Source organism: Candidatus Accumulibacter cognatus (assembly GCF_000584975.1).
GTDB lineage: Bacteria > Pseudomonadota > Gammaproteobacteria > Burkholderiales > Rhodocyclaceae > Accumulibacter > Accumulibacter cognatus.
The window spans coordinates 1-13,181 of sequence record NZ_JDST02000041.1 but is presented as its reverse complement, the minus strand read 5'-3'; the positions used below and the strand labels follow the sequence as shown (position 1 = coordinate 13,181).

Here is a 13,181-nt window from a genome sequence, read left to right as displayed (position 1 = left end):
GGGCGCACGTTCCGCTGAGAGGTTGTGAAGAAATCGTCGCGAGCAGGCCGAGATGCAAGGCGCGATGGAGCGAACGACGAGACATATCAAGTGGATAGGCGAGGAGTGAGCGACTGAGCAACGCAGCAGATCGGTCGCGCAGTAGATTTATTCACAACCTCTGAGCTTGCCGGCAGGATCGTCTTGCCCTTGCGACGCCTGATCGACGATGTCGCTGCATCCAATCGCCCGCGCGGCACGTATGAAGGGATGATGAATACGAATGAATACGAACCACCGAAAGGAAATCGATGAATAGCCGCCTGGCACCTGACCCGCGACGCGATTGCCAGGAGATCGTTCGCCATCTGGCGACGCTGGTCTTTCCCTGGGATACCACACGCTCGCTCGAACTTGCGCTGTTCCGCACCTTCGCGTCGGCGCGGATCGGCGGTCTGCTGCATGCCACCGGCGAATTCGAGAAGCGCACCGGGAAACGCTACGATGATACCGACCTGATCATCAGTGAAATCATCGAAAACGGTTTCGACAGTCCGCGCGGTGCCAGCGCCATCGCGCGCATGAACGCCCTGCATGGGCGTTTCAGGATTGCCAACGAAGACTTCCTGTACGTGCTGTCGACCTTCGTCTTCGAGCCGATTCGCTGGAATCGACGCTTCGGCTGGCGTCGCATGACCGAATTCGAGCAACAGGCATGGTTCTGGTTCTGGCGGAACCTCGGCGAACGGATGTCGATCCGCGACCTGCCCGACCATCTCGGCGACTTCGAGCGCACCAGCCGCGCCTATGAAGCGGCCAACTTTGGCTTTAGCAGTGCCAATCAACAGGTGGCGCTGGCCACGCGCGAACTCTTTGCCGGCTGGTTTCCCGCCGTTTTGCGCCCGCTCGTTCGCAGCAGCATTCACGCGTTGCTCGATCCGCCGCTGCTCAGCGCCTTTGGTTTGCAACCGGCACCGCGCTGGCTGGTCTGGGCTGCCGAACATGCGCTGCGTTTTCGGGCCAGGGTCCTGCGCTGGCTGCCACGCCGCCGGCGTCCGAAACTGCGCACGCAGATTCCGCGGACGGATTATCCGCAGGGCTACCGCATCGAATCGCTCGGGCCGCCCCCGCCGGGCTGACTGGACGGCGACCCCTGTAAAACTGAGGCACTACGGGTGCCTATTCTCAAGACCACCCATACAAGGAAGAAACGATGATCAGAATCATGGCCCGAATTACCGCCCGATCCGGTAGAGAGGACGAACTGCGGTCGGTATTGCAGGATTTGCTAGGCCCAAGTCGCCAGGAAAGCGGCTGCGTGAGCTACGAGCTGTTTCAGAATCAGGACGATCCGCTTGAGTTCGTGACCGTCGAGCAGTGGACCGATCAGGCAGTCGCTGACGCCCATCTGGCGAGCGCCCATGTGGCCAAGGCGATCACGCTGGCGGCTGAACTGCTGGCGCAGCCTCCCCTGATCCATCGCTTCAGCTCGATCGATTGACATGGTCGGGCTGAGCATGGCCAATGTCCGGGTTGCTGCCGACATTGGCGCGCTGTGGCGGCGCGCGCTGGCGCTTGTCGCCGCATTGGCCGGCAGTTCTTACCTGGCAGCGCTGGCATGGGTCTACTGCTACCAGGAGACCCTGATCTTTCAACCCGATCCGCTGCCGGCGACATACCGCTTCGCGCTTGCCGATGTTCATGAGGTGGATATCCCGGTCGCCGGCGCGACGCTCTCGGCGTTGCACTTGCAATTGCCGAATCCACGCGGAGTGGTTTTCTATCTGCATGGCAACAACGGTAATCTGGCGACCTGGTTCAGTAATGTCGAATTCTACCGGGAGGCCAACTACGATCTGTTCATGTTGGACTATCGCGGCTATGGCAAGAGTAGTGGCCGCATCGAGAGCGAAGCACAGCTTCGCGCCGACGTGCTGGCCGCCTGGCGTTTTGTTGCGCCGCAATACGCCGGCAAGCGCAAGGTCATATTTGGGCGCTCTCTCGGCACGGGGCTGGCTGCGGGCTTGGCGGCAGCGGTTCAACCCGACCTGACGATCCTGGTCTCTCCGTATTGCAGCATGGCCCAGCTCATGCATTCGAATTATCCGCTGCTGCCGACCTGGCTGTTGCGCTACCCGCTGGCGACCTGCCAGGATGCCTCGCTTTTGCATGGTCCATTGCTGCTGGTGCATGGCGAGCAGGATCGGCTAATTCCGGTCACGCATAGCGAACGACTGTTGTCCGTCGCATCGCAGGCGCGCCTGCTGCGACTCCCGGCGGCGGCACACGCCGACGTCCATCGCTTCAGCGCCTACACTGAGGAACTTCTTGGGGCACTGCAAGCACTTTGACGGTCATGGCTTTTTCAGGCACTTCGGATCATCATCAAAGTCATGACAGTTTACTTTTCCCGACCCATGAGGGGGAGGGGAGATCGTGAGTCGTTGACGCGACTGTTACATTAACTCCAACCGATACAAGGGGGATACCTCATGCTCAGGGGACTCATGCAGGAGCGGCCGTTGTTGGTCTCGTCACTGATCGAACACGCGGCACGTTGCCATCCACAGGCCGAGATCGTTTCGCGTACCAGCGAGGGGCCGCTGCATCGTTGTACCTATGCCGACATCTGCCGCCGTTCCAGACAGGTGGCGAACGCACTGACCGCACTAGGGGTTGTTCCGGGCGAGCGGATCGCCACCCTGGCGTGGAATGGCTACCGGCATATGGAGTTGTATTATGGCGTGTCGGGGATGGGAGCGGTTCTGCACACCATCAACCCGCGCCTGTTCCCGGAACAGATCGAATACATTGTCAGGCATGCCGAAGACCAGTTCCTGTTCTTCGACCTCGGTTTCATACCGCTGGTCGAAAAGCTGGCGCAGGCGGTTCCCGGCGTTCGCGGTTTCGTGGTCATGACTGACCGGGCGCATCTGCCGGTATGCGACATTCCCGGCCTGCTCTGCTACGAGGATCTGCTCGGCGCCGCATCCGATGCCTACGACTGGCCGCAGTTCGACGAACATACCGCCTCGTCGCTGTGCTATACCTCCGGAACCACCGGCAACCCGAAAGGCGTTCTCTACTCGCATCGCTCGTCGGTGCTGCATGCATGGGCCGCCTGCGCGGTCGACGGCCTGGCTATCGGAGTTGCGGAAACCCTTTTGCTGGTGGTTCCGATGTTCCATGTCAACGCCTGGGGAATGCCCTACGCTGGTGCCATGAGCGGTGCCCGGCTGGTGATGCCCGGCCCGGCACTCGACGGCAAGAGTGTCTATGAACTGCTGCGCGACGAGCAGGTGACGCTGGCCCTTGGCGTACCCACGGTCTGGCGAATGCTCCTGCAGCATGTCGATGGCGCCGGTCTGAAGCCACGGGACGAACTGTGCCTGCGCCGCGTCGTGATCGGCGGTTCATCGGCTCCGCGCGCGATGACCGAAGCCTTTGCGAACACCTTCGGGGCTTTCGTCGTTCATGCCTGGGGAATGACAGAGATGTCGCCGGTCGGAACGGTCTGCAATCTGTTGCCCAAGCACGAGGACTACACCTTCGAACAGCGACTGGACATCCAGGAGAAGCAGGGGCGGGCGGTCTATGGCGTCGAGATGAAGATCGTCGACGATCAGGGCGAGCGCCTGCCGCAGGACGGACAGGCCGCCGGCCACCTGCTGGTGCGCGGGCCGTGGATCACCAGCGGCTACTACCGGGACGAGGGCGGCGGCATCGTCGATGCCGATGGTTTCTTCGACACCGGCGACGTCGCGACCATCGACCTCGATGGCTACCTGCAGATCACCGACCGTTCGAAGGACGTGATCAAGTCCGGCGGCGAGTGGATTTCGTCGATCGCCCTCGAGAATGCCGCGGTGGCACACCCGGCGGTCGCCGAAGCTGCGGTGATCGGCGCGGCGCACGACAAATGGCAGGAAAGGCCGCTGCTGGTGGTCGTCAGAAAACCCGGCGAGGCGCTGACTCGCGAGACGATGCTCGAGTTCCTGCAGGGCAGGGTGGCAAACTGGTGGATTCCGGACGATGTCGCCTTTGTCGACGAACTGCCGCATACCGCGACCGGCAAACTGCACAAGCTGAGGCTGCGGGAGATGTTCAAGGACTATCGTCTGCCATCGGCGTGAGCGCAGTGGCAGTTGGTGACGGGCGGCATCTGGCATAATCGGTCCCACAGCGTTTGACCATCTGTGCGTGCCCATCAACCCAAGGAAACCAGACTGCCATGAAGCCATCACGCCCTGCCCAAAAAGCCACCGCGCTCTATACCTGTTTGGCGCTCCTCGCACCCCTGAGCGCCTCGGCTGTCGCGCCTGAACCGGCAGCGGGACGGATTGCCCTGGTGATCGGCAACGGCGCCTATGTCGCCTCACCGCTCGTCAACCCTGCGCGCGATGCGCGCGCAGTCGCCGAACGCCTGCGCGAGGCGGGGTTTCGCGTGACGCTGAAGGTGGACTCGCCGCGCCGCGAATTGCAGGAAGCCATCCGCGGCTTCGGCGATGCGCTCGCGCGCGACAACCGGGCGGTCGGTGTCTTTTACTACGCGGGCCATGGAGTCCAGCTCAACTGGCGAAATTTCATGCTGCCGGTGGATGTACGCATCACCCGTCCGTCGGATATCGCTGCGCAGGGCGTCGACGTCGGTCTCTTGCTCGAAAGTCTCGGCCGTGCGCGCAATCCGCTCAATCTGGTGATTCTCGACGCCTGCCGCAACAACCCTTTTGGCAGCGATTTTCGCACCGATGACCGGGGGCTCTCGCAGCTCGACGCGCCGCCCGGCACGCTGCTGGCCTATGCCACCGCACCCGGCAACACCGCCGATGACGGGGACGGTGCGCACGGGCTGTACACCGAGAACCTGTTGAAGGAAATGAAAGTGCCGGGCGCACCGGTCGAAGATGTCTTCAAGCGCGTGCGGCTGGCGGTGCGACGGGCATCCGAAGGTGCGCAGATTCCTTGGGAGAGCACCTCGCTGGAAGGTGATTTCGCCTTCGTCGGTGGTAGCGGTCGTGACCTGAGCCGTGAGCAGAAAGAGTTCGAAGCCGATCTGGCGACCTGGAACAGCCTGCGCGAAGCGAAGGATCCCGAGCCACTGGAGGCCTTCATCCGGCAGCGGCCAAGTGGCAAGTTTGCCGAGCTTGCGCAGCATCGACTCGACGCGGTCCTGCGCGAGCGCGGCGAAAAGCCTGTCCAGGCAGCGCCCCCGCCGCCGCTCGGGCCGGAAATGTGCGTACCGGGCGCTGCCGACGGCAAGGCCGCCTCCTACAGCGGCAAGGTGGTTTCGTTCCGCCCTGGCGAGCGTTATACGTATCGTACCGTCGATCTCGTCAGCCAGACCGAAACCGCACGCAGCACGGATACCGTTCTCAGGATCGCTGGCGACGAGGTGTTGTACAACGACGGCAGCAAGGTGAGCGATCTGTTCGGCAACAACGTCCGCGCGCCTGACGGTACAAGCTGGACGCCCTATCAGTTTTTCATCAACGACTACGCGCTCGGCAAGCGCTGGCCGGCACAGTTCATCGTCACCCGAGCGGATGGCACGAAGGCCAATGTGCGCTTCGAGTTGCGTGTCGCTGCACGCGAGCGGATCACCTTGCCTGCCGGAACTTTCGACAGCTACCGTATCGAAGCTCGCGGCGTCGACCTGGGCAGGGGTGTTCAGCTCGACCGCACGGCCTGGGTTGCTCCCGAGAGGATGCGCGGCTTTCTGGCAATGGAAAATCTGGTTCGCAAGGGCGGATCGGTGATCGGAGGCGAACGGATCGAACTGGCCGACTACGCTGCCGGCGCTGCCCTGGCGACCCCGGACGCTGCGCCATCGGCAGAGAAGAAGCCGAGGGATCATGGAGGCTGGCGACCGTCCTATTATTAATGTGGAAGTCGCGTTAGCGACTCACGAATCTTTCTTCCCCATCTGCGCGCGAGCCACCGTCCTGCGCTGCGCAACATTTCCAGGCGTAAGTTCTCGATCTGGGAAGATCTGTTCGGCCATGCGAGCGGCGAAGACATCGGCTCAATGTTCAGCAGCCTAAAAGTCCGTCAGCCTGTTAGTCACCCTATTTACATTAGTTTACAGACTTGACCGGTCTCCATCGATGGGGCCGGTAAGAAAGTATCCATTTCGTAAAATTAATGCAAAGAAAAATTCGCCTGCAGAGCTCATTGGGAAAGCTTACGTCGATGTTTTTTATATTTATTCTTCCCTGGCACGGTTTTTGACTGCATCGCCCCTGATTAGCGCAGATGTAAACCTCCCGGCCAGCGGTCGGACGACGAGATAGGGGGCAGTGAGATGGCAAATACCGGTCTGCTGAAGCTGGAAGGTGATTCGCGTATCGCCGCGGCGAGCAAACGACTTGACCTGTCGCGACGGGAGTTTCTGCAGTTCTGCACAACCGTCGCGGCCAGCCTGGGCTTGCCGCAGGGTGCTGACGCAGCCGTTGCCGAGGCGATAGCCGACAAGAAACGGCCGTCGGTCATCTGGCTGCAATTCCAGGAATGTACCGGCTGTACGGAATCCATGCTGCGCTCCGAGCATCCGACGCTAGAAAAGCTGATTCTCGATGTGATTTCGCTCGATTATCATGAAACGCTGTTTGCAGCGGCTGGCCACCAGGCGGAACAGGCACGCAGGACAGCCATGGCCGAGAACAAGAACAGCTACCTGCTGGTCATCGAAGGAGCCATTCCGACGCGCGATGGCGGCATCTATTGCAAGGTCGGCGGCCAGACTGCGGTCGAGCTGACCCAGGCATGCGCCGCCGATGCGGCTGCTGTCATCGCCATTGGTTCCTGTGCGAGCTGGGGTGGCATGCCATCGACCGATCCCAACCCGACGGGTTCTTCAGGCGTCGCCACGGTCCTAGGCAAGCCGGTCGTGACGATTCCTGGTTGCCCACCCAATCCTTATAACTTCCTGTCCGCAGTAGTGCACTTTCTGGCATTTGGCAGCTTACCTGCGGTCGATGATCTGGGTCGACCAAAATTTGCGTACTCGCGCCTTATCCATGAAAACTGCGAGCGCCGCGCCCACTTTGATGCTGGCCGTTTTGCCATCGAATTCGGTGATGAAGGCCACCGCAAGGGCTATTGCCTCTACAAGCTGGGTTGCAAGGGGCCGGAAACCTACGCCAATTGCCCGACCATCCTGTTCGGCGACGCCGGCGCCGGCACCTGGCCGGTTGGCTGCGGTTGCCCGTGCATTGGCTGTACCGAGCAGGGCGTCGGCTTCAGCAAGCCGATTCACATGCTGGCGAAAGTAAAGAACGTCGAACCTCCGCAGCAGTACCCGCGCATCGTCGAAGAAAAAGGAACAGGCGCGACACTGGGGTCGGCCGCGGTACTGGCCGCCGTGGCGGGTGCGGCGGCTGGTGGAGCGGCCATGGTGGCGCGTAATCTTGGGCTTTCCCACAAGGCCGAGGAGGCTGCCAAGGCCCAGGCCGCGAGTGAAAAAATGGAGGTGTGAGATGCCTGCCAACAGTCCCGATACCCGAACCGAGGTGAACTGCCGCCGAAAATTCCTTGAAGGCTGCCTGGGTGCCGCCGGCACCGCACTGGTTGCGAGTGCCGTCAGCGTCCGGGTCGAGGCACGCGATACCTACCAGCGCCCACCCGAAGCACTCGGTCTGCTCTACGATGCCACCCTGTGCATCGGTTGCAAGGCCTGCGTCGCCGCCTGCAAGCAAGCCAACGACAACCCGGCCGAATTTTCAACGACCGACAAGCTGTGGGATACCCCGCTCGATACCAGTGGCTATACCTTCAACATCATCAAGATGTATCGCAGCGGAACGATGGCGACCAAGGACGATGAGACGAACGGTTATGCTTTCATGAAGACATCGTGCATGCATTGCGCTGACCCATCCTGCGTTTCGGCCTGCCCAGTCACTGCAATGACCAAGGATCCGAAGACGGGTATCGTCGCCTACGACGCCGAGGCCTGTGTTGGTTGCCGGTATTGTGTCGTCGCCTGTCCGTTCGGCATTCCCAAATACCAATACGACTCGCCGACCGGCAAGATAGGCAAGTGCGAGCTCTGTCGGCATCGCTACAAGGATGGTCACTACTCGGCGTGCGCCGAGGTCTGCCCAACCGGCGCTACGCTCTACGGGCGAACCAGCGACCTGTTGTCCGAAGCCAAACGACGTCTGGCGCTAAAACCTGGCAGCGTGACCACCTATCCGCGCGGCAACCTGAGCGGCGGACCAGATCAGAGCTATGAAGGCTACGTCGGCAACTACAAACAGCATATCTATGGTGAAACCGAATACGGCGGCACCCAGGTGCTCAAGCTCTCGGCCGTTGATTTCGAGAAGGTCGGTATGCCCTATCTGTCCCCCAATTCGTCGGCGTCGACCTCGGAAACGATTCAGCACACGCTCTACGGTGGACTGCTGGCACCGTTCGCCGTACTCGGCGTGATGACCTATGTCGCCAAGCGCAACGTCCATCACGAGGACGATGCGCCGGCGGACGAACCCGGGAAGGAGTGATCATGAGCACTCTGCAACACGCCAGACCGGCACCGATCGGCGGCAGCATGTTCAATGCCACGACGCTGGTCTGCTGCATGCTGATTGCCGTCACCGCAACCATCATCCTCGTCCGTTTGTTCTTCGGCCTGAGTTCGACGACCAACGTCAACGATGGCTACTCCTGGGGCATATGGGTGGTGGTCGACGTTTTCATCGGTTCGGCTCTCGCCTGTGGCGGCTTCTCGATGGCGCTGCTGGTCTATATCTTCAACAAAGGCAAGTACCATCCGCTGGTACGTCCAGCCTTGCTCGGCAGTCTCTTTGGTTACACCTTGGCCGGAGCGGCCATTACCTTTGATCTGGGTCGCTGGTGGAATTTCTGGCATATCTTCTGGCCGGGATACTTCAACGTCAACTCGGTGATGTTCGAGGTTGCGGCCTGCATCACCTTGTACATCATTGTCATGTGGATCGAGTTCTCGCCGGTTTTTCTCGAACGCCTGGGCCTGCGCGATGCCCGCCGGAAACTCGAGAAGGTCCTGTTCATCTTCATTGCCCTCGGCGTCGTCCTGCCGATGATGCACCAGGCTTCGCTAGGAACGATGCTGGTCGTCATGGGCGGCCAGGTCAACCCGCTCTGGCAGACACCGATTCAACCACTGATCTACCTGCTTTCGGCAATCATGCTCGGTTACGGAGTGATCCTCTTCGAATCCTGCGTAGCCGCTTCAGCGTACCGGCGCGAAATCGAGGTCTCCCTTCTCAACCCGATGGCGAGGGTAATGCTCGGCATCATGGCCCTGTTTCTGGTCGTGCGTTTTACTGATCTCGTCGTGCGCGGTGTCATCGGCCAGGCGTTCGCACCGACCTACGTCGCGCTGACTTTCTGGGTCGAAAACGCGTGTCTGCTGGGCACATTCCTTCTCATCGGCACCACCGAGGCACGCCGTAATCCGGCCCGCTTGTTCCTCGCCGGCATTGCGGTCATGCTCAGCGGTATCATGTTGCGACTCAACGGCTTCCTGATCGCTTTCGACACCGGGCCGGGCTGGAACTATTTCCCGTCCGTACCGGAACTGCTGGTCACCATCGGGATCTTCGCCGCCGAGGTGTTCGGCTATATTTACATCACCCGCCGATTCCCGGTCCTGCCGCGTGAAGAAACGTACGCCCAGCCAGCACGCAGCCAACGGTCATGACTTTACCAGGCACCCCCCATCATGACAGTCCTGACCGTTGTCCTCCCTCGCAAGTGGGGAGGAGGGATTCGTGAGTCGCTGATGCGACTTTCAAATTAACGCTCTTTTCAGGAGACAACAAGATGTCGCAAAGAGTCACCATTGATCCGGTCACTCGCATAGAGGGTCACCTGCGCGTTGATGTCGAAGTCGACGGCGGCAAGGTCAAGAAAGCGTGGGCATCAGGCCAGATGTGGCGCGGTGTGGAGAACATCCTGATCGGTCGCGACCCGCGTGATGCCTGGGCGATCACCCAACGCATCTGTGGCGTATGTACGACGGTACATGCGCTGGCTTCGGTCCGCGCCGTGGAAAACGCACTACAGCTCGAACTGCCGGTCAACGCCCAATACATCCGCAACATGATCATTCTGGCGCATGCCGTGCACGATCATATCGTGCACTTCTATCACCTCTCGGCGCTCGACTGGGTGGACGTGACCAGTGCCCTCAAGGCCGACCCCGGTCAGGCAGCCAGCCTCGCCGAAAGCCTTTCGAACTGGTCCGGCAACAGCAAGGCCGAATTCACCAAGGTCAAGGAACGCCTAAGCGGCTTTATCGGAACTGGACAACTCGGTATCTTCACCAATGGTTACTGGGGTCATCCGGCGATGAGGCTGCCACCTGAGGTCAATCTGATCGCGGTGGCGCACTATCTGCAAGCGCTGGAAGTGCAGCGGCATGCCAACAAGGTGGTCAGCATTCTCGGAGGAAAGACACCTCATATTCAGAACGTCGCCGTCGGTGGCGTCGCCAACGCACTGTCCATTGACTCGCAATCGGTACTGACCGTCGAACGCCTGCTGGCAGTGAAGGACTGGATCGATCGGCTCGGTGACTTCGTGAAGAACGTCTACCTGATCGACGTCGCGGTGGTCGGTGGCTTTTATCCCGAGTGGACGACGATCGGGCGTGGCATTGTCGATTACATCTCGGTGCCGGATATTCCGCTCGATGGCAAGAACACCCAATTTGCCCTGCCTGGCGGTCATATCGCCGGTGGCGACATGAGCAGCTTCAAGGAAATCAAGACGCATAACGACGCATACTTCAAGGAGGGAGTCGAAGAATCGGTCAAGCATTCCTGGTACGAAGGTGGCAAGGGCCCCCTGCATCCCTACAAGGGCGAAACTCGGCCGCAGTACACCGATTTCCAGGAAAACGGCAAATACTCGTGGCTGAAGTCTCCCACCTTTTATGGCAAACCGATGCAGGTCGGTCCGCTGCCGTCCGTACTGGCCATGGTTGCCGCCAAATACCAGCCGGCCATCGACTACGCAACTCATACACTTGAACTGGTGTCGACGGTCGCCAAGACCAAGGTTGGCCTCGATGCGCTGCACTCGACGATTGGTAGACACGCGGCACGTGCCGTCGGCTGTGCGGTACAGGTCGATGAACTGGCTCGCCAATGGGATCTGTTGCTTGCCAACATGGCCAAGGGTGATCTGAAAACCTTTAACAAGCCGGTATTTCCGAAGGGCGAAATCTCAGGCGTCGGCGTACACGAGGCACCGCGCGGTGTACTCTCGCACTGGCTGGTAATCAACGACGGGAAAATCAGGAACTATCAGTGCGTCGTTCCCACCACCTGGAATGCTGCACCACGCAACGAGAAGGATGAACCGGGCGCCTACGAGGCGAGCCTCGCCGGAACACCGGTAGCGATTGCCGAGCAGCCGCTCGAAGTGTTGCGCACGGTTCACTCCTTCGACCCCTGCATCGCCTGCGCAGTGCATGTCGTCGATGAGAAGAATCATCCGGTGGTCAAAGTCAAAGTGGCGTAGACTTGAGCTGGGTCTCGCACTCTATTCACCAAGGCCAGGATGCTCTCCTGGCCATTCTTTCCCATCCGGGTAGACCACCGTGCGCATCGTCGTGCTGGGCGTTGGCAACATCCTGTTGAGCGATGAGGGGCTGGGTGTGCGTGCGGTCGAGCGCCTGCTGCGCTCCTATTCCTTGCCACCGGAAGTGAAGTTGATCGACGGCGGCACCTGCGGCATGGAATTGCTCGAGGATATCGAGGGTCTTGATGCGCTGATCATGGTGGATGCAATCCGTGCCGGCAAGGCGCCGGGGACGCCGATCCTGCTCACCGGCGACGCCATACCGGTGTTCTTCAAGACCAAATTGTCACCGCACCAGGTCGGGCTATGCGATGTCCTGGCAACGCTCGAGTTCCTTGGGCGGGCGCCCAAGGACACCACCATCATGGGCCTGCAACCGTATTCCCTGGCGCTGGGCATGGAACTCAGCAGCGAAATCGAGGCCAGCATGCCTGCACTGATGCAAATGCTTGTCGCGCAACTGGCAAAGCTTGGAATCAGCGTCCATCCACTTGCCCCCGAGGCTGCCTGATGTGTCTGTCGATTCCGATGCAGATCGTCGCCCTGGAGGGACCCGACCTGGCGATTGTCGAGCGCCGCCAAGGAACCTCGTTGCTACGGGAGCAGGTCAATCTGATGCTGATTGGCCCGCAGCCGCCAGGGACATGGATTCTGGTCGCCCTCGGCTTGGCCAGGGAAGTTCTTGACGATCAGGAGCGGGTGCTGATTGAAGATGCACTGGCGGCGCTCACCTCCTCATGGGCAGGCAGCTACGACTCATCGCAGCATTTTACCGACCTGAGCAGCAGATTAGACGATTGGAACAGCCGGCCATGAGCCCGCGTTCCCGCAATGCAGCCTTTCAGGCACCGCAACCTCCCCCTGCGGCACCCATCAGCGAGAACCCGGCAGTGTGCCTGGAGTCGATGTTTCTGCATATCTGGACTACCAGCATGCGCGATCTGCCTTTTGTCAACGCCGCCTTGTCGGTTGAGGCGGTCGGCTTTCGCCGCTGGAATTCCAGCAAAGCGTCCGTGGTCGACCCGCCGCTTCTGGCAGCGAGTACCAGTGATGTGGGCTGTGCATTGGGTGACTGGGTGGGCGCGGTGATTACACCTTGGTTCATCAATCTTTTTGTCCTGCCCGGCGGCGGCAACCTGTGGTCCGACCGACGTTCCGGCGAGCGCTGCCAGATTAATTTCCCAATTGGTCCGCTGGAGTTCATAGCGGATTACAGCCCATCAGCAGTGATTCCCTCCTACCAGTATTGTCCGTTGTTCGCTCCTCCCAGCCAGATCGCCTCCCAGGCCGCCGCGCGCGCCGCCGCCATGGCCGCACTTGATGCAATGTTCAGAACACTCGGCGAAGCTTCGGGTCCTGCTTTGAATTCTGTCAGCACTACGACCGTGCCCACGGATCCCCTTCGGCGTGCATTCTTCCGTCGCGTCGTCCGACGCTGAGCGCACGCCTCGCGGCGATGAGTTGTTCGGGAGTAGAAACTCTCGGCCACTGATGCCACAGCCTGTTGCGCAAGGCATTCCATTCAGGCCTGTGAACCTGTTCCCTCATGGTGATTCGGGGTTTACAATGGCCATTCCCCGGATCTGGTGACCCCCTTCAACTCTTTTCTGCATATACCGTGCGCGGTCACG

12 protein-coding genes are annotated in these 13,181 nt (G+C 60.6%); all 12 read left to right on the top strand.

Annotated features, from left to right (window positions below; all coding sequences use genetic code 11):
• Window positions 1–290 precede the first annotated feature (290 nt).
• The 12 genes from AW06_RS08425 (at window position 291) to hybE (ending at window position 12,989) form a co-directional block, all read left to right on the top strand.
• Window positions 291–1,118, top strand: a complete 828-nt coding sequence (locus AW06_RS08425; RefSeq protein ID WP_034948637.1) for an oxygenase MpaB family protein — start codon at window positions 291–293, stop codon at window positions 1,116–1,118.
• A 74-nt stretch (window positions 1,119–1,192) separates the two neighbouring features.
• The gene (locus AW06_RS08420) at window positions 1,193–1,480 is read left to right on the top strand and encodes a putative quinol monooxygenase (RefSeq protein WP_034948636.1); all 288 of its coding nucleotides are present in this window, start codon (window positions 1,193–1,195) and stop codon (window positions 1,478–1,480) included.
• A 1-nt stretch (window position 1,481) separates the two neighbouring features.
• The gene (locus tag AW06_RS08415; RefSeq protein ID WP_273704521.1) at window positions 1,482–2,330 is read left to right on the top strand and encodes an alpha/beta fold hydrolase; all 849 of its coding nucleotides are present in this window, start codon (window positions 1,482–1,484) and stop codon (window positions 2,328–2,330) included.
• A gap of 141 nt (window positions 2,331–2,471) precedes the next feature.
• Entirely contained in the window at window positions 2,472–4,112 is a 1,641-nt protein-coding gene (locus tag AW06_RS08410; RefSeq protein WP_034948635.1) for a 3-(methylthio)propionyl-CoA ligase, read from the top strand.
• A 98-nt stretch (window positions 4,113–4,210) separates the two neighbouring features.
• A complete protein-coding gene (locus AW06_RS20215; protein ID WP_138677948.1) occupies window positions 4,211–5,860 on the top strand; it encodes a caspase family protein in 1,650 nt (549 codons plus the stop codon).
• Window positions 5,861–6,280: 420 nt separating this feature from the next.
• Window positions 6,281–7,453: a hydrogenase small subunit gene (locus AW06_RS08400; RefSeq protein WP_034948634.1), complete on the top strand. Its 1,173-nt coding sequence runs from the start codon at window positions 6,281–6,283 to the stop codon at window positions 7,451–7,453.
• Between the two features lies 1 nt (window position 7,454).
• Complete coding sequence (hybA, locus tag AW06_RS08395; protein WP_046535456.1) at window positions 7,455–8,483, top strand: hydrogenase 2 operon protein HybA; 1,029 nt, start codon at window positions 7,455–7,457, stop codon at window positions 8,481–8,483.
• A 2-nt stretch (window positions 8,484–8,485) separates the two neighbouring features.
• Window positions 8,486–9,664: a Ni/Fe-hydrogenase cytochrome b subunit gene (gene hybB / locus AW06_RS08390; RefSeq protein WP_046535455.1), complete on the top strand. Its 1,179-nt coding sequence runs from the start codon at window positions 8,486–8,488 to the stop codon at window positions 9,662–9,664.
• 122 nt (window positions 9,665–9,786) lie between these two features.
• Complete coding sequence (locus AW06_RS08385; protein WP_034948632.1) at window positions 9,787–11,490, top strand: nickel-dependent hydrogenase large subunit; 1,704 nt, start codon at window positions 9,787–9,789, stop codon at window positions 11,488–11,490.
• Window positions 11,491–11,569: 79 nt separating this feature from the next.
• Complete coding sequence (locus AW06_RS08380) at window positions 11,570–12,061, top strand: HyaD/HybD family hydrogenase maturation endopeptidase (protein ID WP_034948629.1); 492 nt, start codon at window positions 11,570–11,572, stop codon at window positions 12,059–12,061.
• Window positions 12,061–12,366, top strand: a complete 306-nt coding sequence (locus tag AW06_RS08375; RefSeq protein ID WP_034948626.1) for a HypC/HybG/HupF family hydrogenase formation chaperone — start codon at window positions 12,061–12,063, stop codon at window positions 12,364–12,366. The genes AW06_RS08380 and AW06_RS08375 overlap by 1 nt, the downstream gene beginning before the upstream one ends.
• Window positions 12,363–12,989 carry a [NiFe]-hydrogenase assembly chaperone HybE gene (gene hybE / locus AW06_RS20210; RefSeq protein ID WP_171047295.1) on the top strand — a complete coding sequence of 209 codons (627 nt, stop codon included), beginning with the start codon at window positions 12,363–12,365 and terminating at the stop codon, window positions 12,987–12,989. The genes AW06_RS08375 and hybE overlap by 4 nt, the downstream gene beginning before the upstream one ends.
• Window positions 12,990–13,181: the final 192 nt, after the last annotated feature.

Excerpts from the sequence above, each read along its gene's own strand:
- AW06_RS08425 (WP_034948637.1), top strand. The coding sequence starts at position 291 with ATGAATAGCCGCCTGGCACCTGACCCGCGACGCGATTGCCAGGAGATC.
- AW06_RS08420 (WP_034948636.1), top strand. The coding sequence starts at position 1,193 with ATGATCAGAATCATGGCCCGAATTACCGCCCGATCCGGTAGAGAGGAC.
- AW06_RS08415 (WP_273704521.1), top strand. The coding sequence starts at position 1,482 with ATGGTCGGGCTGAGCATGGCCAATGTCCGGGTTGCTGCCGACATTGGC.
- AW06_RS08410 (WP_034948635.1), top strand. The coding sequence starts at position 2,472 with ATGCTCAGGGGACTCATGCAGGAGCGGCCGTTGTTGGTCTCGTCACTG.
- AW06_RS20215 (WP_138677948.1), top strand. The coding sequence starts at position 4,211 with ATGAAGCCATCACGCCCTGCCCAAAAAGCCACCGCGCTCTATACCTGT.
- AW06_RS08400 (WP_034948634.1), top strand. The coding sequence starts at position 6,281 with ATGGCAAATACCGGTCTGCTGAAGCTGGAAGGTGATTCGCGTATCGCC.
- hybA (WP_046535456.1), top strand. The coding sequence starts at position 7,455 with ATGCCTGCCAACAGTCCCGATACCCGAACCGAGGTGAACTGCCGCCGA.
- hybB (WP_046535455.1), top strand. The coding sequence starts at position 8,486 with ATGAGCACTCTGCAACACGCCAGACCGGCACCGATCGGCGGCAGCATG.
- AW06_RS08385 (WP_034948632.1), top strand. The coding sequence starts at position 9,787 with ATGTCGCAAAGAGTCACCATTGATCCGGTCACTCGCATAGAGGGTCAC.
- AW06_RS08375 (WP_034948626.1), top strand. The coding sequence starts at position 12,061 with ATGTGTCTGTCGATTCCGATGCAGATCGTCGCCCTGGAGGGACCCGAC.
- hybE (WP_171047295.1), top strand. The coding sequence starts at position 12,363 with ATGAGCCCGCGTTCCCGCAATGCAGCCTTTCAGGCACCGCAACCTCCC.